Origin of the sequence: Pollutimonas subterranea, from assembly GCF_002849655.1 — a bacterium.
Taxonomy (GTDB): domain Bacteria; phylum Pseudomonadota; class Gammaproteobacteria; order Burkholderiales; family Burkholderiaceae_B; genus Pollutimonas; species Pollutimonas subterranea.
Window position 1 is genome coordinate 174,288 of sequence record NZ_PDNW01000005.1, and the last position, 23,806, is coordinate 198,093.

Here is a 23,806-nt window from a genome sequence, read left to right on the forward strand (position 1 = left end):
ACGCTAATACGCTAGCATAACGTGCGGGCGGGGACTGCGCATGACAGCGGGTCCACACAGAAACGATGCACAGCATCATCTTATCAGAGCGCCCAATCCCGAAATATCGGGCGTCCGTTTTCCGGCAGCGGCGTTGGCACCAGCCACTTCCCACCGGATGCATCTTCAAATTCAGCAGCGCATTTCTAGGTTTGGTTATATGTTCAATAAAGGGACACCTGGCACTCCCTCGTATCGTGACACCCTTCGTGCCCATCGCAAGCCTCACCATTTCATTCGTAACGGACTCGTCTTTGTAGCGCTTGGCCTGTTTGCCGGCGCGGCTGCGCTGGCCGTGGTGCAGCCGACCGAAACCCCCGTGGTGTACCAGGCGCATCAAAGCCTGGCCCTTCCAGCACCTTTTCCGCAAGCGCCTGTCGATACCCGGGCTCGATACCTCAGCGAAACCCAGATTCGCCGGGGTGACACGCTGGCAGCGCTATTGCAACGCCTGCGCATCCAGGAAAAAGGCCTGCAGCAGTTCCTGGTCCAAGATAAATCGGCCCGCTCCATCTACAAGTTGTATCCCGGGCGTACCGTCCAGGCCGCCGTCGACACAGAAGGGAACCTGATCTGGCTGCGCTACAACCATACGCCGGGATCCAGGGAAAAAAGCGGTATTGTGTCCAAGTGGCTCGAGGTCTCCGCCAATGGCGAGGGCAAGTTCGAAGCAACCGAACACAGCCGCCCGGCGGATGCACAGATTCGTATCGCGGAAAGCGAGATCCAAAGCTCGCTGTTCGGGGCCACTGACGAAGCCGACATACCCGACGCCATCACGATGCAAATGACCGAGATCCTCGGCAGCAAAATCGACTTCCTGCAAGACTTGCGACGCGGCGATCGCTTTCGCATCATCTACGAATCTTATTCACACGAAGGCCTCGAAATCGGCGTCGGGAAGATCCTGGCGCTTGAATTCATCAATAAAGGCAAAGCCTACGAAGCGGTATGGTATGCACCCGACCAGTCTTCGGGCAGCTACTACGATTTCGAGGGAAGCAGCCTGAAAGGCGCTTTCTTGCGCACAGCACTGAAATTCTCGCGCATCAGCTCTACCTTCGGCATGCGCAAGCACCCGGTTCATGGCGGCTGGCGCGGCCACAAGGGCGTCGACTATGCCGCTACTACGGGCACGCCGATACACGCCACCGCCGATGGCGTGGTCGACTTCATCGGCAAGCAGAACGGTTACGGCAATACCATTATCCTGAAGCATCACGACCAATTCACCACCCTGTACGCCCACCAGTCGCGCTTCGCCAAAGGCCTTAAGAAAGGCGACAAGGTAGGCCAGGGCGAACTGATCGGCTACGTGGGCTCGACAGGCTGGGCGACGGGGCCGCACCTGCATTACGAATTCCGCATCAACAACAAGCAAATAGATCCGCTCTCGGTCGATTTACCCGTTGCACGCAAGCTTGACCGCGACCAGCTCAAGACCTTTGAGCGCACGGTGGCCCAGTACCGCGAGCACATCCACTTTCTTGCCGGCCTGCAGGGCAGCGACGATACCAAGGTCGCCGCCCGTTGACACGGCCAGCGCTTGCCTAAGCTGGTTTAGTCATGTCATCGACCTTGTTCGTCGGCCTGATGTCCGGCACCAGCACTGACGGCGTAGACGCTGTGCTGGCCGACTTCGCGCACCCACAGCGGCCCGCCATATTGGCGGCCGCATCGCTACCCATGCCTGACGCACTACGTGCGGAATTCCTGTCCTTGAACATTGCGGGCCACGATGAATTGGCCCGCGCCGCGCTGGCAGCCAACGCGTTGGCTGAACTCTATAGCAGCGCCACGCAAGATGTGCTTGCGCAGGCGGCGGTCACGCCGGACCGCATTTGCGCGATTGGCGCGCACGGACAAACCGTAAGGCACGATCCCGCCGCGGGATATACGGTACAGATCAACGCCCCAGCGTTACTTGCCGAGCGCACGGGCATCGACGTCATCGCGGACTTCCGTTCCCGCGACGTGGCAGCCGGCGGCCAAGGGGCGCCATTGGTGCCCGCCTTTCACCATGCCATGTTTGCCGGCCCGAAGCCGCGTGCTGTCCTGAACCTGGGTGGAATCGCGAACGTGACCTTGCTGGGTGACTCAGACCAAGTGCGCGGTTTCGACACAGGACCCGCCAATGTTTTGCTCGACATGTGGATACACGCCAGCACAGGTCAGGCTTTCGATGCCGGCGGTGCGTGGGCCGGCAGCGGCCAAGCCAATAGCCCCCTGCTTCAGTTCCTGCTGGACAGCGAGCCGTGGTTCGAACTGCCGCCCCCCAAATCCACCGGACGGGATTTGTTCAATTGGGAATGGTTGACGCAGCGGCTTGCGGCCCATGGCGACACCACCCTGCCCGCCTGTGACATCCAGGCAACCCTCCAGCAGCTTACTGCCGTAACGATCGCCCGGGCTATTGCGCGCCATGCGCCAGAAACACGCGATGTACTGGTGTGCGGTGGCGGCGCTTTTAACGATGGACTGATGCGCGATCTGCGGGAAGCCTTGCCGTGTCCGCTGCGCAGCACGACAGAACTTGGCGTGCCGGTCCAGCAGGTCGAGGCATTGGCGTTTGCCTGGTTGGCTCGGGCACACGTTGCAGGCTACCGTGCGGGCCTGCCCAGCGTGACGGGCGCGCGCCACGCTACGATACTGGGCTGCCGCTACCCGGCCTGATTACGCCGGGCTAGCGTACCGTGTGTGCCGTGTATTGCGTCAGGGCGCGAATGAAGACCCACAACCGCAGGTGGAGTTGGCATTAGGATTGCGAATGACAAACTGCGACCCTTCGAGGTCGTCTTTGTAATCGATTTCCGCGCCAACCAGGTATTGGAAGCTCATGGGATCCACCAACAACTGCACGCCTTCCTTATCGATGGTCGTGTCGTCGTCGTTGATGGTTTCATCGAACGTGAACCCATACTGGAAGCCGGAACAGCCGCCACCCTGCACGAATACGCGCAACTTGAGTTCGGGGTTGCCTTCTTCGGTCAGGAGGTCTTTGACTTTGGCTGCCGCCGCATCGGTGAAGAGGATAGGCGTTGGCGGGGCTTGCAGGTCTACAGATTGGGTAAGGGTATTCATGAGGGCACTCCGTGGCAGCATAAGGGCTGCACAATAAACAACTATAACATCGGCCGGCTAATTGGCCGCCGATAAATTGACCGTACGAGACACACGGACCGTATTGCCTTCCAGCACATTGAGCGTAATGGTTTGCGGCGTGAAACCTGGCGGGACGCTAAGGAAACCATTGCCGCGTTGAAACTGATCGAAGCTTAATTCGAAGCCGTTCACCGTCGAGGTTTCGGGGGACTGGCCGGTGCTACCCGGCAACTGCGCTGCCTGTAGCGTTATAGTAACCGGTAGTCCCTCCTGTTTTCCTTTCGCCACGAATTGCATTAGCCCCTTGAACGGTGTGTCGCCGGGCCCATTGCGCATGAGCAGGACCCTGTATTGCAAAATGGGGCCTTGCTGCTCGATATCAAGGGCCCGGATGCTAATGGAGCCCGTCGGCCCTGGCGGCAGCAGCTGATCAAAAAACGCCAGCTTGTCACGGGCCAAGCCCAATTCAGCCTGGCTGGCGAGCAAAGAAGCCTCCAGTCCGTTGCGCGTGCTTTCCTCTACGACCGACTGCCCCTGCAAGGTATCGATTTGCGAGAGCGCCCGTTCCAGCTCCGCCCGGCTTTGACTAAGCGCGAGCTCGAGTCTACTGGTTTCGGAATCGGCTTGCCGGTTGAGCTGGCTATTGAACCAGAGCCCGGCGCCGGTTGCACCAAGCACCATGCCTGCCACCAGCGCCATCGCAATAAACCACCGCAAATACAGCGCGCCGGTATTATGTTTTGCAACGGCGTCCGCTGGACTGTGGGCCGCCGCTGCCGAGCCTGCAACATTCTTCTTCATGTTGAACAGACCCCACCCAAGGCATTGAGTTCCGGAACCAGTGGGGAATTTTGTTACGGCAAGATGGCAACGTGTTCGAGGCCGGTGGATTCCGGCAAACCGAACATGAGATTCATATTCTGGACTGCTTGCCCTGATGCGCCCTTGACCAGATTGTCTTGTATTACCAAAATGACCAGCTGATCGCCGCCATCGGGCCGATGAACCGCAATCCGCAAGTGATTGGAGGCACGTACCGAACGGGTTTCAGGCAGGCTGCCGGCCGGCATGACGTCGACGAAGGGTTCGCTGGCGTAACGCTGTTCAAATAAAGCCTGGAAATCTGTGTCCAGCGCCTCGGGCAGGATGCGCGCGTACAAGGTGGAGAACATGCCACGGATCATGGGCACCAGGTGCGGCACGAACACGAGCCCTACTGGCCCGCCCGCCAGCAACTGCAACTGCTCCGAGATCTCGGGATGATGCCGGTGCCCGGCAACGCCATAGGCTTTGAAGTTGTCACCGGCTTCGGAAAACAGTGAGCCGACCTCGGCCTTGCGGCCCGCCCCCGAAACACCGGATTTGCAGTCGGCGATAACGTGGGAGGTGTCGATAAGGTGGCGCCCTTCCTGGATAAGCGGCGCCAGGCCAAGCAAAACCGTCGTGGGGTAACACCCGGGATTCCCAATAACCTGGGCGCCGGCGATCTTTTCGCGATTGAGTTCGACCAGGCCATATACCGACTGCTTGAGAATAGTCGGGCAGGAATGCGGCATTTTGTACCAGCGTTCGAATACCTGGGTGTCTTGCAAGCGGAAATCGGCGGCCAGGTCGATAACGCGCACATTCTGCTTGATCAGGCTTTCGGCCTGGCTCATGGCTACCCCATGCGGCGTCGCAAAAAAGACCACGTCGCATTGCTCGAGGTTTGCTTTTTCGGGCGTTTGAAAGCACAGATCGACCCGGCCACGCAGGTTGGGGAACATATCGGCCACCGGCATACCGTCTTCCTTGCGAGATGTGATTGCCGTGAGCTGTGCATTAGGATGTTGGGACAAGAGGCGTAATAGTTCGACGCCCGTATAGCCTGTACCACCCACAATGCCTATCTTGATCCGTGCTGCGCCTGCCGAAGTCATAATAATTTCCCAAGAGTACAAAACATCAACCACACAATTATGCAACAAGCTTGCCCACTGCAGGGAAATACCCTGACAAACTTGCGCCTGCAAAATGCAAAACCCCGACCTTGGCCGGGGTTTTGCATTTTGCAAGGCCGAGGCCTTGCGCACAGCAATGATTAACGCTTGCTGAACTGTTTCCGACGGCGTGCTTTGTGGAAACCGACTTTCTTACGTTCGACTTCCCGGGCATCGCGAGTCACGAAACCGGCGTGCTTAAGCGGCGATTTCAATGATTCGTCGTAGTCGATAAGCGCACGGGTGATACCGTGGCGAACCGCACCGGCCTGACCGCTTTCGCCGCCGCCGTGAACGTTGACGTGGAAGTCAAACGATTCAAGGTGGTTGGTAAGCGCCAAAGGCTGACGTACGACCATGCGTCCCGTTTCGCGAGCAAAGTATTCGTCGACGGGCTTGCCGTTGACGACGATCTTGCCCGTACCTTTCTTCAAGAACACGCGAGCCACCGACGTTTTGCGGCGGCCTGTTCCATAATTCCAATTACCGATCATGACCTATCCTTAGAATTCCAGCGGTTTGGGCTGCTGAGCTGAATGAGGATGCTCGGCGCCGGCATAAACCTTGAGCTTCTTGGCCATTGCGTAACCCAGCGGCCCTTTGGGCAACATGCCTTTAACGGCTTTCTGGATTGCACGACCAGGAAAACGCTGTTGCATTTTCTCGAAGGTGGTTTCAGTAACGCCGCCGGGATATCCCGAGTGGCGATAGTATTTTTTGTCTTGGGCCTTGTTGCCAGTGACAACAATTTCCGAAGCATTGATAATGACGATGTAATCGCCGGTGTCAACGTGGGGCGTGAATTCTGGCTTATGCTTGCCGCGCAAACGACGTGCGACTTCGCTGGCCACACGACCGAGGACTTTGCCCTTGGCGTCAATCACGTACCAGTCACGTTGGACTTCCTGCGGCTTGGCCACAAAGGTCTTCATGATGGTTCCTAATATTCAAAAATAGCCTGCCGAACAATTCGCCAGACTGAATTTCCTGACGACTTCAATGCCTAAGCGTTGTACTTCGCCCGTGCAAATCATTCAGAAAAGCCCATAATCTTAACATACTTGGGACGTTTTCAACATAGTCGCAAAAAACCCCAAAAACCACGAACGACCGGCCCGGGTTTTTGGGGTGCATACCGAGTGGCGGCTTTGTGAGCCGCAACCAGGGATTATTTTTTCTGGTTGGCCAGGGCAATGCCCAGGTAATTGTCGTAAGAACCTTCCGCCACACGGAACCATGGCACCAGGCTGTCGCGGAAACCCATGTAGTTGTCATGGATTTTCTTGAACATGGCGTTCTTGTCGCTGAACTCTTTAAAGAGTTCATTGGAAGCCTTGAACGAAGCGTCCATGACGTCGCGCGGGAAAGCTTTGAGAACGGCGCCGGCACCAATCAATCGGCGCAAGGCTGCCGGGTTGTTGGCATCGTAGGAACCGAGCATTTGACCGCCAGCGGCGCGCGATGCGATCTCGACCAGCGACTGATAGCTTTTTGGCAGGCTGTTCAAGGCTTCGTCGTTCACATACAGCGAAACCTGAGCGGAACCTTCCCACCAGCCCGGATAGTAATAATACTTGGCCACTTTCTGGAAACCCAGCTTTTCGTCGTCAACCGGCCCGACGAATTCGACGGCGTCCAGCGTGCCTTTTTCAAGCGATGGGTAGATATCGCCAGGAGGAATTTGCTGAGGCACGACACCCATGCGTGAAAGCACTTCGCCCGCGAAGCCGGCAGTACGCATTTTGAGACCCTGGAGGTCGGCGACGGACTTGATTTCCTTGCGATACCATCCGCCCATCTGCGTGCCGGTGTTGCCCAGCGGGAAGTTGACGATATGGCGCGGTGCGAACAGTTCACGCGTGAGCTTGAGGCCATCGCCTTCGTACATCCAGGAATACATCTGGCGGGCATTCAGGCCGAAAGGCACAGCGGTGTCAAAACAGAAGGAAGGATCCTTGCCGTAGTAATAGTAGGAAGCCGTCTGGCCGCATTCCACCGTACGGTTACCCACCGCGTCCATGACACCGAAGCCAGGCACGATTTCGCCGACCGGATACAAGCGGATCGAGAAGTTTCCATCGCTGGCCTCTTCGATCATCTTGCAAAACGTTTGCGCTGTGTTGTAGAGCGCAGGCGTTGAAGGCCCGTAGGTGGACGTCATTTTCCAACTGATCTTGGGATTGCTTTGCGCAAATACGGGTGCCGCGACAACGGCCGACCCGGCCATGGCGCCAAGCCCTGCTTTCTTAAGAAATGAACGACGCTGCATTAAAAGCTCCTTTCGGCATTCGATTATTTTTTGGTAAAAATTTCACTCGAGATATTACACTGCGTTGCAGCTCCTGTAACGCGGGTAAAACCCTGAGCACCCTTCCGCGACGCTGTTGTCGCAAATAACGGGACCTGCGACTACTGGCCTGCAATTGACATCTGTTCGATCAGGATAGACCCGGTTGTCTTGGAACCACGTGTAATCGTGTCGGCTCCCACGGCGACGATCTGGCGGAACATATCGGCCAGGTTGCCTGCAATGGTTACTTCCTGGACCGCATGGCGGATTTCGCCATTTTCGACCCAGTAGCCGAAAGCGCCGCGCGAATAATCGCCGCTGACGTAGTTGACGCCCTGGCCTATGAGTTCCGTAACAAGAAAGCCGGTGCCCAGCTTCCTGAGCATGGCGCGGAAATCGTCGGTGGACTGGGTGAGCCGCGATTCGAGCCGCAGGTTGTGGGAACCGCCGGCATTGCCCGTCGTCGACATGCCGAGCTTGCGCGCGGTGTAGGTCGACAGGAAATAACCGTTCAATACCCCTGCGGTAACGACATCGCGCGGTTGCGTGCGCACGCCTTCGCTGTCGAAAGGGGAACTGCCCATGGCGCCCGGGACATGGGGATCTTCGGCGATATCGATATGGTCTGCCAATACCGGCTTGCCCAAGGAGTCCAGCAAGAAACTGGCCTTCCGGTACAAGGCGCCACCACTGGTTGCCTGCACCAGAGCGCCTATCAGCCCCACGGCCAAAGGCGCTTCGAACATGACGGGGAAACGGCCCGTCTTGATACGCCGCGCCGACATGCGCGATAGCGTGCGTTCGGCCGCGTAGCGCCCTACCGCGGCTGGATCGGACATGCCTTCAGGAGCGCGCGCCGACGTGTACCAGTGGTCACGCTGCATATTGCTGCCCCGGCCCGCGATGGGTGCGACCGAAAGGCTATGCCGGGAATACGGGTATCCGCCCATGAAACCGCGGCTATTGCCCAGCACGAAATGGCCTTCATGGGTATCTACCGATGCGCCGTCGGTGTTGGTGATCAGCCGGCTGGTGGCATGTGCCGCACGCTCGGCCTGAATGGCCAGCTTGGCAGCATCCTCGGCGGTAATGTCCCATGGGTGGTGCAAGCGCAGGTCAGGATAGCCTGACGTGGCGAGCTGGTCGGCATCGGGCAGGCCGGCAGCGGGATCGGCCGCCGTATAGCGGGCAATATGCCACGCCGCTTCGACGGTCTCGCGTATTGCCTGCGCCGAAAAATCGGACGTCGAGGCCGAGCCGCGCCGGTTGCCGGCGAATACCGTGAGGTCCAGCGAACGGTCCCTGGTCTGCTCCACCGTCTCGATGTCTTTGCGGCGTACCGAGACGGACAAACCGCGGCTCTCAGAAATTTCCGCGGCGGCGTCCGAGGCCCCCAGGGATTTCGCGTGTTTCAGCGCATCGCTGACCAATTCCCGGAAACGGGCCTGGTTTTCAGATATAGGTAGATAAGATGTGGGTTGGTCGCTCATTGATGCTCTTTCAGGTTAGACGGTTATCATAGCCAATTAAAGAACACTTTTTCGACTCCCATGCCAAACATCCCCGAAAATATTGACGAACCGGCTGATCACGGCTACGACAGGCCCAGCAAATCGCAAATCAAGCGCGACATGCTCGAACTGCAAGACTTGGGCAAGAAATTGGTTGAGCTCTCCACCGACCGCCTCAAGCAGCTGCCTCTGTCGGAAAGCCTGTACGAAGCAGTCCGGCAGGCGCAGCGCACCACCAGCCGCGAAGGTCTTCGCCGACAGATCCATTATGTCGGCAAACTCATGCGCCACGCCGATGCCGATGCGATTCGCACACAGATCGATATATGGGAAAACGGTTCGCGCGAAGAAACGCTTGCCATGCATCGGCTTGAAGCACTGCGGGAATTGCTGCTTAAAGACGACGACGCACTGACCGGCTTGCTTGACGCCTATCCGGGCGCCGATATTCAGCATCTTCGTACGCTGATAAGGGCTGGTCGCAAAGAAGCACAAAGCAACGCCGCCCTGCAAAGCGGCCAAGACCCGCAACGCAAGCACTACCGCGCTTTGTTCCAGGCCATCAAGGCACTCAACGACTCAACGGAGCAAAAATGAGCTCAACCTTACTCGAATGTCTTGAAATTGAGACCGGCCCGAATCCCGGCCTGGCTGTGATCTGGCTGCATGGCCTGGGCGCGGACGGCCATGACTTCGCCCCACTGGTGCCCGAGCTCGAACTGCAGGATGTCCCGCCAGTCCGCTTTATATTTCCCCATGCCCCTGTACAGCCGGTCACCATCAATAACGGCATGGCCATGCGCGCCTGGTATGACATTTTTATTCCGGATTTGATCTCGCGTGAAGACGAACCCGGCTTGCGTCAGTCGCAGGCGGCGGTGGAAGCCTTGATCGCGCGCGAAAACCAGCGGGGAATTCCCAGTGAAAAAATTGTCCTGGCCGGCTTTTCGCAGGGCTGCGCCATGGCGCTGCAAACAGGCTTGCGCCTGGACAGCAAACTCGCCGGCATCATAGGGTTGTCGGGTTACCTGCCGCTGGCAAGCCTGTTCGATGCCGAGCGACATTCGGCCAACCAGGACACCCCTATTTTCCTTGCCCATGGCACCAACGACCCGGTTGTTGTTTTTCCGCGCGCCCAGGCCACCCATCAGAAGCTGCAAGAACTCGGCTACACGGTGGAATGGCACACCTATGCGATGCCGCATTCGGTATGTCTTGAAGAAGTCGCCGATATCGCGGCGTTCTTGCGCAAGGTTCTAGGCTAGCTTCACGAGCGACGCGTTTCGCCCAGGTCCAGCCATACTCTTCGCATGGTCGGGTCTTCGGCATCGTAGTCATTTCGGAATCCAAGGTGCTTCATCAAACTCAACATGGGCCGGTTCGTCGCCAGCACGACCCCGTCTATGTAGGTGAGGCCCTGATATTGAGCCGCTTCGATAAGGCCGCCCATTAATTGGGCGCCCAAGCCGCGACGCTGCCATGCATCGCCGATAACCAGGGCGTATTCGGCGCCACGGCCATCGGCATTGCGCAAGTAATGCGCAAACCCGATTATCTGTTCGTGGGGATGTCCGCGATGCTCGGGGTTGGGCACCTGCACCGTCGCCACCAGGGCCAATTCCCGGTCGTAATCGATGCGAGTGTAGCGCGCCAGCATACGGGGGGTAAGCTCGCGCATCATGGAAACGAAACGCATGTAGCGCGCTTCGTCGGACAGACCACGCACGAACTCCTGCAACGGCTCGGCGTCTTCGGGACGTATCGGCCGCAGCAGCCATGGACTGCCATCCTTGAACGTCTTGGGCTGCACCAGGCGGCGGGGATAGGGATGAATGGCCATATGCCGATAGCCCGTCGTTTCAGGCAGTACGAGCATCGATTGACTGGTGAGTTCAATACGCACGGAATACGCGACAATTTGCATATCGTCGGCATACATCGGATCGATGACCAGCGAATCCAGTGATGGCAATTCGCTGGTGAGCTCGGATATCCGTTCCAGTGTTTCCTGAAGAAGCTCAAGTGCCGCCGAGGTGGACTGGCGGGCGAACCCTTGCTGCCATACGCTGCTGCGTACGATAAGCTGGCGGGCCAGGTAGCTGTTCAGCGGCGGCAGCTCGGTCGCACTATAGGCGCCGGCAACAAGCGCGTCCTGCCCACCGGATCCGAAGGTAATGTAAGGCCCGAATTTGGCGTCACGCCGGACCTGGATCGCCATGGGCGGGCTATCCTGGTCCCCAGGCAACGGCATGTCGTCGTCCGACGCATAGCGCAAAGGCACATGAAAGCACTCCAGCAGCTTGCGGCACTCCAGGTCGGTCAACACGCGGCGGCGCTTGCTTTGGATACTGCGCACGAGCGCATGCGCCTCATCCAGTCGTGGCGGCTTGCTCAGTGCTTCGGGCGGCAAGGTTTGTTGCGAGAGCGTCTGGTTGTAATGATAGGACGCCAGTATTCCGAAAGCATTTGCTGCCGACTCCGGGGTGCGGAACGCAGGCGTTCCGGCACTGTCGAGAATATGGCGCAGCGCCCGCATCGATGCATCGCCCATGAAGCAGGTAATGATGGGCTTGCGCGAGTCGGGTGACATATCCGCCAGCTGCCGTGCCACGCCCTGAAGGTCGGACAAGGGATCGGGCGCCAGCAACACCAGGACCCCATCGACGCCGGCATCCGCCACAAGGATGCGGATGACTTGCGCTACTTTCTCCGGCGTCAACGGGGCATAGGTGACGACCGGATTCTGGCTCTTTGCCCCTACTTCCAATAATTCGTCCAGCGAATTGATACTGGCCTGGCCCAGGTCGGCCCGGAATACGGCCTCGGCATCGCCCATGACATCGAGCGCCAGTCGAGCCGCGCCATCACCGTTGGAAAGGAGCGCAATCTTGCGGCCGCGAGGATGCCGCGTATAGACGAGGACCTTGATGGCCGAGAACAATTGCACGAAATAGCGGATGCGTACCGCGCCTGCCCGACGCAACAGCACATTGAACACCGCGTCTTCAGTAGAGGCCGCGTCGGCATTGTGACCGACCTTGAGCACGATTACCGGCTTGACGCTTGCGGCGGCACGCAGCGCGCTGGTGAAGCGGCGCGATGACGAGGTTTCTTCAAGATACAGCGCAATGCTGTCGGTACGCGGATCCATGGCCAGGTAATCGAGGGCCTCGGCAACGTCAATCGTGGTTTCGTCTCCCAGCGATACCACCGCCGAAAAACCAAGCCTGACGTCCTCGGCCCAATCCAGGACCGATGCGGTAATGGATCGGGATTGCGCCACCAGCGCCACACGCCCGCCCAGCCCCACGTGAGATTCGTGGCTCAGGTTCATGCCAAGATGCGGACGCTGCACGCCAAAGGAGCGTGGCCCGAGCACCATGCAATCGTTAAGCTGGCCCCACGTCCGGCAATAGACCATGTCTTCAACCGGATCGTCGGACGGAGTGTGATGCGGCAAGACGGTGAGGCACCGGGGTCGGCAAGGCTTGATGGCGGCAAGCGCCTCGGGCAGGCGTTGCGGTGCGATGCAAAGCAGCACTTGATCCACGCGGGATCCTTCGCTGACCCCGTTGAGCGCACCGGGCAAACCGATGGGCTGGTCGGGATCGGCGTCGATGATCGTGATTGTGTTTTGCAGCGAACGCGGCACGCTGTGCACGATGGGCAGAGTGCGATCTGAAAGTACCAATAGCGAGCGGGGTTCGAACAATGCTGTAAGGCGATGTCGCGGCATACTTTATCCGGTTCAAGCGAAAAATGGTGGGTACTCTAAAATAGGCGTCTTGCTACTTTCCTGCGCATGCGGTGCATACGCCACATGCCAAGCCTAACGACTTACCATGACCACGTCTACTTCTTCTGCCGTTCGCACGCGCTTCGCCCCGTCCCCAACGGGTTACCTGCATTTAGGCGGAGCCCGCACCGCCCTGTTTTCGTGGGCCTTTGCGCGCCACCACAAGGGCACCTTCATACTGCGCATCGAAGATACCGATCTCGAGCGCTCCACCCCCGAAGCGGTCCAGGCCATCCTTGACAGCATGGCGTGGCTGGACATGCAGCCCGATGAAGGCCCTTTCTACCAGATGCAGCGCATGGACCGCTACCGCGAAGTCGTCCAGGACATGCTGGACCAAGGTAAGGCCTACTACTGCTACAGCAGCACCGAAGAAGTCGAAGCCATGCGCGAGAAAGCCCGTGCAGCGGGGCTTAAGCCGCGCTATGACGGCACATGGCGGCCGGAAACCGGTAAAACCTTGCCCTCCATTCCAGCCGACCGTAAACCTGTGGTGCGCTTCAAAAACCCCCAGGAAGGCGTGACGGGATGGAACGACCTGGTCAAAGGCCAGATCAGCTTCGATAACAGCGAACTTGATGACCTGGTCATCGCGAGGCCGGATGGCACCCCCACCTACAATTTCTGTGTGGTCGTCGACGACTGGGACATGAAGATCACCCACGTGTTGCGCGGTGACGATCACGTGAACAACACCCCGCGACAGATCAATATTCTACGCGCCCTGGGCGCCACCCTGCCCGAATACGGGCACGTTCCCATGATATTGGGCCCCGACGGCGAAAAACTTTCCAAGCGGCACGGCGCCGTCAACGTCATGGAGTACGACAACGACGGCTACCTGCCCGAGGCCATGGTCAATTACCTTGCGCGCCTGGGCTGGAGCCATGGTAACGATGAGCTGTTCACTCGCGAACAATTGGTCGAGTGGTTCGATACGCGCAACCTGACCAAGTCGGCCGCGCAATGGGATCCGAAGAAACTGAACTGGGTCAATGCCCAATACATTAAGAACAGCGGCGACGCCGATCTGGCCGCGCGTGTGGCGCCCCGCATACTGAAAATGAATGGCGATCCGCAGGCCGTCGACCTGCCGGCTGTCATGGCCTTGCTGAAAGACCGCGCCGAGACCCTGAACCAGCTGGCAGAGGGCGCAATGCTTTTCTGTGGCGCTTACGCGCCAGCCGCGGCCGAACTGCGCACCGAGCATCTGGATGAGCCGGCAAGAGCCCTGTTGAGCCGCTTTGAAGAACAGGCAAAAGCCTTGCCCGAGTGGACGTCCGAATCGCTGGACGCCCTGATCAAGGCACTGCTCGCCGAACATGGCGTCAAGATGCCGAAACTGGCCATCCCTTTACGGCTTGCCGTCACCGGCCAGAAGCAAACACCCGCCATCGGCGCTGTGCTTGCCATTCTGGGCAGAGACCTTGTGCTGGAACGCCTTGCCGCCGTGTAAATAGGCCGCCGGACACTGCCTCTGAACGTTAAAACGGCAAGCGGTATCCGGGCGACATGCGCCTGGCGGTGATGCTGGTGCCATCTTCGCCCTTCAAGGCAATGGCATTGGCATTGGCCGAAACAACGGTGTAGCGATTCGTATAAATGGGATCGTCCAGGTTCACGGGAGCCCCGTTAGATTCCAGCGTCTGGATGACCAGCGCTTGCTTGTCACGGCGCCAGCAGCCTCCTTCGTCCAGCCCTTGCGATGGATTCTTGCCGCGCTTCAATTGCTCTGTATATGCCATGGTGCCGTCAGCATTCAGGCTGAACAGGGTACGAAGCTCGCCGGCCACTCCCTTTTGTTTTCGCACGCTTAACCAGTTGCCAATCAGCGGCTCGCCCGTTGCGGCGGCTACGCATTTCGGGGCCGTCGTCGTCTCGGGTACCGGGGGGGAAGTAACAGGGGCGGTACAGCCGGCCAAGAATACCGTTGTGGCCAGCCCGGACATCAACCAGCGCGGACGAAGCAGGAAATCGTACATAAGAGACCTTCCTTTAAACGCAAAACGTCAACGATTTTAGCCGTAACGCCGACGCAGCGACCGCGCCGGCATGCTCACGCCTGGAAATATCTCGAATACGGCTGCGGAAATCCACACGGCGCGTGCGGAATCAAAAGGAAAGTCGTACACCGGACCTTACAATGCCTGCAGTCAGTTGCCTTCGGCATACAGACCTCGTCAGCGACGCCGCTGGCGGGCACGCCATCTTGTCGCGCCAGGAACCCATTCATGCCTTATTCGGTCCTTATCACACTGCACTTGTTTGCGGCCTTCATATTTGTGGGCACCGTTTTCTTTGAAGTCCTTATGCTCGAAGGCGTCCGCAAGCACGTGTCCCGCGAATCCATGCGAGAAATCGAGCGGGCCATCGGCAAACGGGCCAGGCAGATCATGCCGTGGACCTTGTTGGTGCTGTACAGCGCGGGCATAGGGATGGCATGGCATTACCGCAGCGTTCTGGCCCACCCCTTCGATAGCGCTTTCGGCACGATGCTCACCATAAAAATAGTCTTGGCGCTAAGCGTGCTGGGCCATTTCATAACCGCCATGGTGCTGGGCAGCAAAGGGCTTTTGAATGCCCGCTATGTCCAGCGCATACACACCAGCGTATTCACGCACATGGTCGGCATCGTGCTGCTGGCCAAAGCCATGCTTTACCTCAATTGGTGATTACAGCGGCAGCTTTACGTCGTGCTTGATTTCACGCAGCGCCACAATGGTGCGCGTCTGCCGCAGGCCCGGCAAATTGAATAAAAACCGATGCAGGAAGCTATCGTAGGCCTCGGGACTCGACACCACTATTTTCAACAGGAAATCGGAATCGCCGGTCACGGCATAGCACTCCAGTATTTCCGGCGCATCGCGCACTGACCGCTCGAAGTTTTCGACGATCTCCGCTGAATGCCTTTCCAGGCTTATCTGGGCGAACATGCAGCCCTGCAGCCCGACCTTATGGCGATCCACCTTGGCGTAATACCCCTGGATGACCTTGTTGGCTTCGAGCGCCTTGACCCGACGCCAGACGGGGGCTGCCGACAGCCCGACCTCGTCGGATAACTGCTGTGCCGAGGCGCGGCCGTCCTTCTGCAACTGCTGGAGTATTTTTATATCAGTCTTGTCCATTTTTCCCTCCTTGCGAAACAAACGTTTCGTTTGCTAGGGATTTTACACGACGTAAAAGCAATAAAAAAAGGGTCGCAAGTCTCTATCATCGATTGAAAGAACGGAGCCTTGCCATGCCTGTCCCCCACATCGACACTCAATACCGACTTTCCGACAACCTGACCGCCACGTCGGGCCGCATCTTCCTGACCGGGACCCAGGCGCTCGTGCGCATGCTGCTGGCCCAGCGTCGCAGCGACGAGCGCCATGGCCTGAATACCGCCGGCTTTGTCACCGGATACCGCGGATCGCCGCTGGCGGGGGTAGACCTGGCGATGTGGCGCGCGCAGGGATTGCTGGAGAAAAATTGCGTCAGCTTTCTTCCTGCCATCAATGAAGACCTGGCCGCAACCATCGTCATGGGCACGCAACACGCCGGTGTTCGTGACGACCGTCGCGTCGATGGGGTATTTGGCATGTGGTACGGCAAGGGCCCGGGGGTGGACCGTGCGGGCGACGCACTTCACCATGGGAACGCCGCGGGTGCCTCCCGCAACGGTGGCGTGCTGCTGATCGTGGGCGACGATCATACGGCCGCATCCTCCTCCATTCCCCATGCCAGCGAAACATCGCTGCAGGCATGGAACATACCCATTGTTCACCCGGCGTCCGTCGAAGAATATGAATTATTCGGCCTGTGGGGCTGGGCCTTGTCGCGCTACTCCGGCGCCTGGGTCGCGTTCAAGGCAGTGACGGAAACAGTGGAGAGCGGGCGGTCATTCACGCTGAGCCCCATACCGGATTTCGCCAGCGACGACGAGGACCCGCACAAGGGCGCGCTGGAGTACAGCGCACGTGAGTTCCTGACCCCGGGCATCGAGAATCGAATGGCCGACCGCCTCGTTGCGGTCAAGGCCTTTGCCGGCCAACACTCACTGGACCGCCTGATCGATGCGGCGCCCGAAGCACGGCTGGGAATCATCACCACAGGCAAAGCCTATCTGGACACACTTGATGCGCTGCGAACCCTGGCAGATGCGCGGCCGGGCAGTCTTCCGCCCTTGCGCCATTACAAGATAGGCCTGAGCTGGCCCATCGACGTAGCGGGCTTCATACGCTTCGCCGAGGGCCTGGAACATATCCTGGTACTCGAAGAGAAGGCGCCGCTGATCGAAGGCCAGATAAAGGATCTGCTGTTCAACCTGGCGGTGCGTCCGCGCGTTGCAGGCAAGCGGGACCTGGAAAACGAAGTCCTCGTTCCGTCCACCGGCCAACTGCAACCCGCGCTCGTCGCCGGCGCGCTACGCCGCTGGCTGGCACAGGCGGCCGGGATTACGCTGGATGATTCCAGCAGCACATTGATGCCGACGCAAGCCGCCAGATTGGGCGCGCCTGCCCGGCGGCCCTATTTCTGCTCGGGCTGCCCGCACAATACCTCGACCAAGGTACCCGACGGCAGTCAGGCACTGGCCGGCGTAGGCTGCCACTATATGGCCACATGGATGGACCGCGACACTGGCGGACTGACGCAAATGGGCGGCGAAGGCACCGATTGGATAGGGCTGTCGCGCTACACCACCATGCCGCATATTTTCCAGAATATGGGCGAAGGCACCTATTTCCATTCCGGCTACCTGGCGATACGCCAGGCCATTGCCGCGAAGGCCGACATCACTTACAAGATCTTGTTCAACGATGCCGTGGCCATGACCGGTGGCCAGCCGGTCGACGGCTCGATTTCGGTGCCGCAAATTTGCCAGCAGATGTTGGGTGAAGGCGTGCAGCGCGTGGTGATCACCACCGACGATCCCGATAAATACCAGGGCGTTGCATTGCCATCCGGTATCGCTGTACACCATCGCCATGAGCTTGATCGCGTGCAGCGGGAGCTGCGCGAAATCAAGGGCGTCACCATCCTCATCCATGACCAGGTCTGTGCCGCCGAGAAGCGCCGGCGTCGCAAGAAAGGCGCATTCCCCGATCCCGCACGCCGCCTGTTCATCAACACCGCCGTGTGCGAAGGCTGCGGCGACTGCGGCACGCAATCGAACTGCCTGTCGCTCGTCCCGGTGGAGACGCCGTTCGGCCGCAAGCGCGCCATTGATCAATCGAGCTGCAACAAAGACTATTCCTGTGTGGAAGGCTTCTGCCCCAGCTTTGTATCGGTGATCGGGGGAGCACCCCGCAAGTCTGCCGGCGCCGGCGACGCCTTGGCGCGCCAGAAAGTTGAACGCCTTATCCCGCAATTGCCTGTTCCGGAGTTCGACGCGGCGCAGCCGCACTGCGATGTGCTGGTAGCAGGCATCGGGGGCACCGGCGTAATCACCGTAGGCGCCATCCTGTCGATGGCCGCGCATCTGGAAGGTCGCGCCGCGTCCGTGCTGGACATTACCGGATTGGCGCAGAAAGGCGGTACCGTCATCAGCCACATACGCTTATCCCGCAACGCAGAGCCCCCGGCCGCTGTACGAATAGAAGCGCAGCAAGCCGATGTGGCGATACTCTGCGATGCCGTAGCCGGGACCAGCCCCGAGGCGCTGAAGACACTGCGGCATGGCAAAACCCGCGTGGTGCTGAACACCTACCTCGCCCCCACGGCGGAGTTCACTCGTGACCCCCAAGCCAGCATGGATCCGCAGCCACTCATCGATACCGTGTGCGCAACGGCCGGCGCCTCGACGACCTGGCAGCTGGATGCGCACGCCCTGGCCGTCCAGCAGTTCGGCAACAGCCTGCTGGCAAACATGGCGATGCTGGGCTTTGCGTGGCAGCGCGGCTGCCTGCCCTTGAGCGAAGAGGCCATCATGCAGGCGCTCGAACTCAACGGCATTGCCGTGAAGGAGAACCAGGATGCTTTCCGCGTTGGCCGCTTGGCCGCATGGCGACCGGATGCCCTACTGTCGACTGGGGCCTCTGGCGAAAAAGCGGTCGTCATCCATATGCCCGAATCGCTGGACAAGATAGTGAAGCGATGCGCAGCCGCGCTGACCAGCTACCAAAACGCCGCGTACGCAAGACAATATACCGATGTCGTCGACACGGTGCTTGCCGCCGAGCAGGCGCTGCATCCAGGCGCCAAACCGCGGCTGGCGCCCAAAGTGGCACGATCTCTTTACAAGCTCATGGCGTACAAGGATGAATATGAAGTTGCCCGCCTGTTCACCAATGGCGACTTTCACAAGGCGCTCCATGAGAGCTTTGAAGGAGATTTCACCCTGCAGTTTCACCTGGCTCCGCCCTTATTCGCCAAGCGGGATCCTTCGACAGGGATCCCTAGAAAAATGACATTCGGCCCGGCAACCAAAAAAGCGTTTCGGCTGCTGGCGCACGGCAGGCACCTGCGCGGTTCGTGGCTGGATATTTTCTCGTATACTGCCGAACGCAAAATGGAACGCCGGCTGATTCGTGAGTATCGCCAAGCCCTTTTGGTGATTGCCAAGAAGCTTAATGCGCAGAATTTTGCCATCGCGCTGGAAATCGCCGACTTGCCGCAAGCAGTTCGAGGCTTCGGGCATATCAAGGCCGCCAATGCAGACAAATACCAACAAAGCCTGGAGCAGTTGCTCTATAGGCTGGATGCGCCGGTCATGGATGCTAACAATATCCACCGGGCACACGCCTGAACGGCTAGAGCCTTGATACGTGAGGCCTCCCGGGCCTCACGCCCTCCTGTCGCCCTATTTTTCGGTGGAAAAATAAAAAATCAAGTCCCTCATGGACTTGATTCTGATCAGATCCATCACTACAATTAGTGCCAATAATCAAACAAACCACAAGATGTAGTGGTCTCCTACCTTAATTGCCGTAGGGACCAATACAGACGACCGCCCACCAAGAATGCTGCTCAACGCGCCTTTCCGCAGGCGCTTTACGCCCAGGAGTATCCATGCAGACCACACAAACCGCCATCCCCAAGCCCGAATCCACTCAACCGAATCAGCCGCAGGCCACGAATGGCGTAACGGAAAGCCAATGGCAAAATTTCCACATCATTCGCCGCAACGGAGCGGTTGTGGGATTTGAACCCGGCAAGATCGCCATAGCCATGACCAAGGCATTTCTGGCGGTAAAAGGGGGCCAGGGCGCTGCGTCTGCACGTATACGCGAACTTGTCGAGAACCTGACCGAACAGGTATCAGGAGCCCTCGCTCGCAACCGGCCTAGCGGCGGTACCTTCCATATCGAAGAAATACAGGATCAGGTCGAATTGTCCCTGATGCGCTCCGGCGAACATGATGTGGCGCGCGCCTATGTGCTGTATCGCGAGAAGCGCTCCCAGGAACGCGCCACCAAGGCCAGCGCCAGCCAGCCCGTGATCGAGACAGCTGTCCTGAACGTCAGCGAGAATGGCGCCAAGCGGCCGCTGGACCTCGTCAAGTTGCGCGAAACGATCGTCGAAGCCGGAATGAATCTCCCGCATGACATCGATGCAGACGCGATCCTGAAGGAAACGGTGAAGAATCTTTACGACGGCATCCCCGTCGACGAAGTCTTCAAGTCGGCCATACTTTCGGCGCGAGCCATGGTCGAGAATGACCCTTCATACAGCCAGGTAACCGCTCGCCTGTTGCTGCACACGATCCGCAAGGAAGTGCTGGGCGAAGAAGTGTCCCAAGCGGCCATGACCAGCCGCTATGCCGTCTATTTCCCTCAATTCATACAAACCGGAATCGAGGGCGGGCTGCTTGACGCCCAGCTTGCGCAGTTCGACCTCGAAAAGCTTGGCAATGCCCTGAAGGCCGACCGCGACTTCCAGTTCAACTACCTGGGCCTGCAGACGCTGTACGACCGCTACTTCCTGCATCTTCGCGGCCGCCGCATCGAGCTGCCCCAAGTGTTCTTCATGCGCGTCGCCATGGGCCTCGCATTGAAAGAAGCCGATCGTGAAACGCGCGCCATCGAATTCTACGAAATCCTGTCGTCGTTCGACTTCATGAGCTCCACGCCCACGCTGTTCAATTCGGGTACGCTGCATTCGCAGTTATCGTCGTGCTACCTCACGACGGTGTCCGACGATCTGGCCGGCATCTACGATGCCATAAAGGAAAACGCCTTGCTGGCCAAGTATGCCGGCGGCCTGGGCAACGACTGGACTCCCGTACGCGCATTGCGCAGCCACATCAAAGGCACCAATGGTGAAAGTCAGGGCGTCGTGCCTTTCCTCAAGGTTGTCAACGACACCGCCGTTGCCGTGAACCAGGGGGGCAAGCGCAAGGGCGCAGTCTGCGCCTACCTGGAAACCTGGCACCTGGATATCGAGGAATTCCTGGAGCTGCGCAAGAATACGGGCGACGAACGACGCCGCACGCATGACATGAACACGGCCAACTGGGTTCCTGACCTTTTCATGAAACGCGTCATGGAAAACGGCGACTGGACGCTATTCTCGCCCTCCGACGTACCCGACCTTCACGACAAGTACGGCCGAGCCTTCGAAGAAGCCTACACCGCCTACGAAGCCAAGGCTGCAAGCGGCGAATTGCCGTTGTTCAAGAAAGTGCCCGCCAACTCGTTGTGGCGCAAGATGTTGTCCATGCTGTTTGAAACCGGCCACCCATGGATCACCTTCAAGGATCCATGCAATATCCGCTCGCCGCAGCAGCACGTCGGTGTTGTGCACAGTTCCAACTTGTGCACGGAAATCACGCTGAACACCAGCGACACCGAGATTGCCGTATGCAACCTGGGCTCGGTGAACCTTGCCGCGCACCTCAAGCAGGATGCCGCCGGGCAATATGTGCTGGACCACGAAAAGCTCGAGCGTACGATTACCACGGCCATGCGCATGCTCGACAATGTGATCGACATCAATTACTACGCGGTCGAGAAAGCCCGCAATTCCAACGTGCGCCACCGCCCCGTGGGCATGGGTGTCATGGGCTTCCAGGACTGCCTGCAAATGATGCGGGTACCGTTTGCGTCCGACGCCGCCATCGAATTCTCTGACAGGTCGATGGAAGCAACTTGCTACTACGCGTATTGGGCTTCCAGCAAGCTTGCCGCCGAACGCGGCCACTACGAAAGCTTCAAAGGGTCTTTGTGGGATCGCGGCATATTGCCCCAGGACACCCTGGCCATGTTGCGCGACGAACGCGGTGGATATGTCGAAGTCGACGACAGCAGCACGATGGACTGGGACAGCTTGCGCGCGCACATCAAACAGCACGGCATGCGCAACTCGAACTGCGTCGCCATTGCGCCGACCGCCACCATCTCCAATATCATCGGCGTGTCGCCCTGCATCGAGCCCAACTATCGCAACCTCTACGTCAAGTCGAACTTGTCGGGCGAGTTCACCGTGGTCAACGACTATCTGGTGCGCGACCTGAAAGAACGCAAGTTGTGGGATGAAGTCATGGTCGCCGACCTGAAGTATTTTGACGGTAGCCTGGCTCGCATCGACCGTATCCCCAACGACCTTCGCAAGCTTTACGCAACGGCCTTCGAAGTAAATCCAAGCTGGGTGGTCGAGTGCGCCGCTCGCCGCTCGAAGTGGATAGACCAGGCTCAATCGCTGAATATTTTCATGACCGGCGTGTCGGGCAAAAAACTGGACGACACGTACAAGCTGGCATGGCTGCGCGGTCTGAAGACAACGTACTACCTGCGTTCCAATGGCGCAACGAATGCCGAAAAATCGACTGGCCGTGGTGGTGAACTCAATGCCGTCGCCAACGGCACGCATGCCCTTGCCGCCGCCGCTGCCGTCGAACCCGCACTGCCCGAGGCGGAAGTGATGGGCGTGGCGTGCACCATGCGCCCCGGCGATGAAGGCTTCGACGAATGCGAAGCCTGCCAATAACCTGACACGGACATTTATTATGCTGAACTGGGAAGAAACCCCTACCACCTCGCCCGCCGACAATGCCATTGCAAATTCCGCCGCTGCATCGGAGGCTCCGGCCGCCATCGCCAGCAACAGGGTGCGGGCTTCCGACAAGCGCATCATCAATGGTGAGACTGACGTCAACCAGCTTGTCCCATTCAAGTACAAATGGGCTTGGGAAAAATACCTGGCAACCTGCGCGAATCACTGGATGCCGCAGGAAATAAACATGTCGCGCGACATAGCGCTCTGGAAGAATCCGAACGGGTTGACCGACGACGAACGACGTATCGTCACACGCAATCTCGGCTTCTTCACCACGGCCGATTCACTTGCCGCCAACAACATTGTGCTTGGTACGTATCGCCACATCACGGCGCCCGAGTGCCGCCAGTTCCTGCTGCGCCAGGCCTTCGAAGAAGCCATTCATACGCACGCCTATCAATACATCGTCGAGAGCCTTGATCTGGACGAGGGCGAGATCTTCAATGCCTACAACGAAGTGCCATCGATACGCGCCAAAGATGAATTCTTGATTCCATTCATCAATGCAATTGCCGACCCGAATTTCAAGACGGGCACACCCGAGGCCGACCAGACGCTGCTCAAATCCCTCATCGTGTTCGCATGCCTGATGGAGGGTTTGTTCTTTTATGTTGGATTCACGCAAATCCTTGCACTGGGCCGCCAAAACAAGATGACGGGCGCTGCCGAGCAATACATGTACATCCTCCGCGATGAATCCATGCACTGCAATTTCGGCATCGACCTCATCAACACGATCAAGCTCGAGAACCCGCACTTGTGGACAGCGTCGTTCCGCGAAGAGATGCGCGACTTGTTCCGTCAGGCTGTAGACCTTGAATACGCTTACGCTGAGGACACAATGCCGCGCGGTGTGCTGGGTTTGAATGCGTCGATGTTCAAGGCGTACCTGCGTTTTATTGCCAATCGCAGATGCCAGCAAATAGGCCTCGAAGCGCTCTTTGCACAAGAAGAAAATCCCTTCCCCTGGATGGCCGAAATGATCGATCTCAAAAAGGAACGCAACTTTTTCGAGACACGCGTAATCGAATATCAGACCGGGGGCGCATTAAGCTGGGAATAATGCTTGGAATAGAGTAAGAGCTTACGTTAGACTCTAAGCGTGCAAAGTACC

Annotated in this window: 19 protein-coding genes; 9 read left to right on the plus strand and 10 right to left on the minus strand. The window is 58.6% G+C overall.

Translation table 11 applies throughout. The features are described from left to right. Nucleotides 1-199: 199 nt before the first annotated feature. Both CR159_RS08090 and CR159_RS08095 read left to right on the plus strand, forming a co-directional pair. A complete protein-coding gene (locus CR159_RS08090) occupies nt 200-1,573 on the plus strand; it encodes a M23 family metallopeptidase (RefSeq protein ID WP_102073619.1) in 1,374 nt (457 codons plus the stop codon). A 32-nt stretch (nt 1,574-1,605) separates the two neighbouring features. Then, complete coding sequence (locus tag CR159_RS08095) at nt 1,606-2,712, plus strand: anhydro-N-acetylmuramic acid kinase (protein WP_102073504.1); 1,107 nt, start codon at nt 1,606-1,608, stop codon at nt 2,710-2,712. 39 nt (nt 2,713-2,751) lie between these two features. Here the strand turns inward: CR159_RS08095 and erpA are convergent, their stop codons facing one another. The 7 genes from erpA to pmbA form a co-directional block, all read right to left on the minus strand. After that, nucleotides 2,752-3,120, minus strand: coding sequence for an iron-sulfur cluster insertion protein ErpA (gene erpA / locus CR159_RS08100; protein WP_102073505.1), 369 nt, complete (start codon nt 3,118-3,120; stop codon nt 2,752-2,754). Nucleotides 3,121-3,177: 57 nt separating this feature from the next. After that, complete coding sequence (locus CR159_RS08105; protein WP_102073506.1) at nt 3,178-3,942, minus strand: DUF6776 family protein; 765 nt, start codon at nt 3,940-3,942, stop codon at nt 3,178-3,180. Nucleotides 3,943-3,995: 53 nt separating this feature from the next. Continuing rightward, nucleotides 3,996-5,060 carry an N-acetyl-gamma-glutamyl-phosphate reductase gene (gene argC, locus CR159_RS08110; protein ID WP_102073507.1) on the minus strand — a complete coding sequence of 355 codons (1,065 nt, stop codon included), beginning with the start codon at nt 5,058-5,060 and terminating at the stop codon, nt 3,996-3,998. A gap of 161 nt (nt 5,061-5,221) precedes the next feature. Next, nucleotides 5,222-5,614: a 30S ribosomal protein S9 gene (rpsI, locus tag CR159_RS08115; protein WP_102068885.1), complete on the minus strand. Its 393-nt coding sequence runs from the start codon at nt 5,612-5,614 to the stop codon at nt 5,222-5,224. Nucleotides 5,615-5,623: 9 nt separating this feature from the next. Further along, nucleotides 5,624-6,052, minus strand: a complete 429-nt coding sequence (gene rplM / locus CR159_RS08120; RefSeq protein WP_073102702.1) for a 50S ribosomal protein L13 — start codon at nt 6,050-6,052, stop codon at nt 5,624-5,626. Nucleotides 6,053-6,288: 236 nt separating this feature from the next. Further along, nucleotides 6,289-7,389, minus strand: a complete 1,101-nt coding sequence (locus CR159_RS08125) for a TRAP transporter substrate-binding protein (protein ID WP_102073508.1) — start codon at nt 7,387-7,389, stop codon at nt 6,289-6,291. A gap of 140 nt (nt 7,390-7,529) precedes the next feature. Then, nucleotides 7,530-8,900: a metalloprotease PmbA gene (pmbA, locus tag CR159_RS08130; RefSeq protein ID WP_102073509.1), complete on the minus strand. Its 1,371-nt coding sequence runs from the start codon at nt 8,898-8,900 to the stop codon at nt 7,530-7,532. Between the two features lie 60 nt (nt 8,901-8,960). On the opposite strand from pmbA, the gene yjgA reads away from it, so the two are divergent. Together yjgA and CR159_RS08140 are read left to right on the plus strand one after the other, a co-directional pair. Continuing rightward, nucleotides 8,961-9,518, plus strand: coding sequence for a ribosome biogenesis factor YjgA (yjgA, locus tag CR159_RS08135; RefSeq protein WP_102073510.1), 558 nt, complete (start codon nt 8,961-8,963; stop codon nt 9,516-9,518). Beyond that, the gene (locus CR159_RS08140) at nt 9,515-10,186 is read left to right on the plus strand and encodes an alpha/beta hydrolase (protein WP_102073511.1); all 672 of its coding nucleotides are present in this window, start codon (nt 9,515-9,517) and stop codon (nt 10,184-10,186) included. Before yjgA ends, CR159_RS08140 begins: the two co-directional genes overlap by 4 nt. 2 nt (nt 10,187-10,188) lie before the next feature. Here the strand turns inward: CR159_RS08140 and CR159_RS08145 are convergent, their stop codons facing one another. Then, nucleotides 10,189-12,657 (minus strand): bifunctional acetate--CoA ligase family protein/GNAT family N-acetyltransferase, encoded by a 2,469-nt coding sequence (locus CR159_RS08145; protein ID WP_102073512.1) that lies wholly within the window; start codon nt 12,655-12,657, stop codon nt 10,189-10,191. Nucleotides 12,658-12,763: 106 nt separating this feature from the next. On the opposite strand from CR159_RS08145, the gene gltX reads away from it, so the two are divergent. After that, nucleotides 12,764-14,173, plus strand: a complete 1,410-nt coding sequence (gene gltX / locus CR159_RS08150; protein ID WP_102073513.1) for a glutamate--tRNA ligase — start codon at nt 12,764-12,766, stop codon at nt 14,171-14,173. A 28-nt stretch (nt 14,174-14,201) separates the two neighbouring features. Here gltX and CR159_RS08155 read toward each other — a convergent pair whose 3' ends face one another. Further along, nucleotides 14,202-14,699, minus strand: coding sequence for a hypothetical protein (locus tag CR159_RS08155; RefSeq protein WP_102073514.1), 498 nt, complete (start codon nt 14,697-14,699; stop codon nt 14,202-14,204). A 249-nt stretch (nt 14,700-14,948) separates the two neighbouring features. On the opposite strand from CR159_RS08155, the gene CR159_RS08160 reads away from it, so the two are divergent. Next, a complete protein-coding gene (locus CR159_RS08160; RefSeq protein WP_102073515.1) occupies nt 14,949-15,389 on the plus strand; it encodes a CopD family copper resistance protein in 441 nt (146 codons plus the stop codon). Here the strand turns inward: CR159_RS08160 and CR159_RS08165 are convergent, their stop codons facing one another. Continuing rightward, the gene (locus CR159_RS08165; RefSeq protein WP_102073516.1) at nt 15,390-15,842 is read right to left on the minus strand and encodes an Lrp/AsnC family transcriptional regulator; all 453 of its coding nucleotides are present in this window, start codon (nt 15,840-15,842) and stop codon (nt 15,390-15,392) included. 113 nt (nt 15,843-15,955) lie between these two features. Here CR159_RS08165 and CR159_RS08170 point away from each other — a divergent pair, with 113 nt between their 5' ends. The 3 genes from CR159_RS08170 to CR159_RS08180 all read left to right on the plus strand — a co-directional run bounded on the left by CR159_RS08170 (nt 15,956) and on the right by CR159_RS08180 (nt 23,755). After that, nucleotides 15,956-19,444 carry an indolepyruvate ferredoxin oxidoreductase family protein gene (locus tag CR159_RS08170; RefSeq protein WP_102073517.1) on the plus strand — a complete coding sequence of 1,163 codons (3,489 nt, stop codon included), beginning with the start codon at nt 15,956-15,958 and terminating at the stop codon, nt 19,442-19,444. 263 nt (nt 19,445-19,707) lie between these two features. Then, nucleotides 19,708-22,623 (plus strand): ribonucleoside-diphosphate reductase subunit alpha, encoded by a 2,916-nt coding sequence (locus tag CR159_RS08175; RefSeq protein WP_102073518.1) that lies wholly within the window; start codon nt 19,708-19,710, stop codon nt 22,621-22,623. Nucleotides 22,624-22,642: 19 nt separating this feature from the next. Beyond that, a complete protein-coding gene (locus CR159_RS08180) occupies nt 22,643-23,755 on the plus strand; it encodes a ribonucleotide-diphosphate reductase subunit beta (RefSeq protein WP_102073620.1) in 1,113 nt (370 codons plus the stop codon). Nucleotides 23,756-23,806 lie beyond the last annotated feature (51 nt).

Excerpts from the sequence above, each read along its gene's own strand:
- gltX (WP_102073513.1), top strand. The coding sequence starts at position 12,764 with ATGACCACGTCTACTTCTTCTGCCGTTCGCACGCGCTTCGCCCCGTCC.
- yjgA (WP_102073510.1), top strand. The coding sequence starts at position 8,961 with ATGCCAAACATCCCCGAAAATATTGACGAACCGGCTGATCACGGCTAC.
- CR159_RS08155 (WP_102073514.1), bottom strand. The coding sequence starts at position 14,699 with ATGTACGATTTCCTGCTTCGTCCGCGCTGGTTGATGTCCGGGCTGGCC.
- CR159_RS08140 (WP_102073511.1), top strand. The coding sequence starts at position 9,515 with ATGAGCTCAACCTTACTCGAATGTCTTGAAATTGAGACCGGCCCGAAT.
- CR159_RS08165 (WP_102073516.1), bottom strand. The coding sequence starts at position 15,842 with ATGGACAAGACTGATATAAAAATACTCCAGCAGTTGCAGAAGGACGGC.
- pmbA (WP_102073509.1), bottom strand. The coding sequence starts at position 8,900 with ATGAGCGACCAACCCACATCTTATCTACCTATATCTGAAAACCAGGCC.
- CR159_RS08175 (WP_102073518.1), top strand. The coding sequence starts at position 19,708 with ATGCAGACCACACAAACCGCCATCCCCAAGCCCGAATCCACTCAACCG.
- erpA (WP_102073505.1), bottom strand. The coding sequence starts at position 3,120 with ATGAATACCCTTACCCAATCTGTAGACCTGCAAGCCCCGCCAACGCCT.
- rpsI (WP_102068885.1), bottom strand. The coding sequence starts at position 5,614 with ATGATCGGTAATTGGAATTATGGAACAGGCCGCCGCAAAACGTCGGTG.
- argC (WP_102073507.1), bottom strand. The coding sequence starts at position 5,060 with ATGACTTCGGCAGGCGCAGCACGGATCAAGATAGGCATTGTGGGTGGT.
- CR159_RS08180 (WP_102073620.1), top strand. The coding sequence starts at position 22,643 with ATGCTGAACTGGGAAGAAACCCCTACCACCTCGCCCGCCGACAATGCC.
- CR159_RS08105 (WP_102073506.1), bottom strand. The coding sequence starts at position 3,942 with ATGAAGAAGAATGTTGCAGGCTCGGCAGCGGCGGCCCACAGTCCAGCG.
- CR159_RS08170 (WP_102073517.1), top strand. The coding sequence starts at position 15,956 with ATGCCTGTCCCCCACATCGACACTCAATACCGACTTTCCGACAACCTG.
- CR159_RS08125 (WP_102073508.1), bottom strand. The coding sequence starts at position 7,389 with ATGCAGCGTCGTTCATTTCTTAAGAAAGCAGGGCTTGGCGCCATGGCC.
- CR159_RS08145 (WP_102073512.1), bottom strand. The coding sequence starts at position 12,657 with ATGCCGCGACATCGCCTTACAGCATTGTTCGAACCCCGCTCGCTATTG.
- CR159_RS08090 (WP_102073619.1), top strand. The coding sequence starts at position 200 with ATGTTCAATAAAGGGACACCTGGCACTCCCTCGTATCGTGACACCCTT.
- rplM (WP_073102702.1), bottom strand. The coding sequence starts at position 6,052 with ATGAAGACCTTTGTGGCCAAGCCGCAGGAAGTCCAACGTGACTGGTAC.
- CR159_RS08095 (WP_102073504.1), top strand. The coding sequence starts at position 1,606 with ATGTCATCGACCTTGTTCGTCGGCCTGATGTCCGGCACCAGCACTGAC.
- CR159_RS08160 (WP_102073515.1), top strand. The coding sequence starts at position 14,949 with ATGCCTTATTCGGTCCTTATCACACTGCACTTGTTTGCGGCCTTCATA.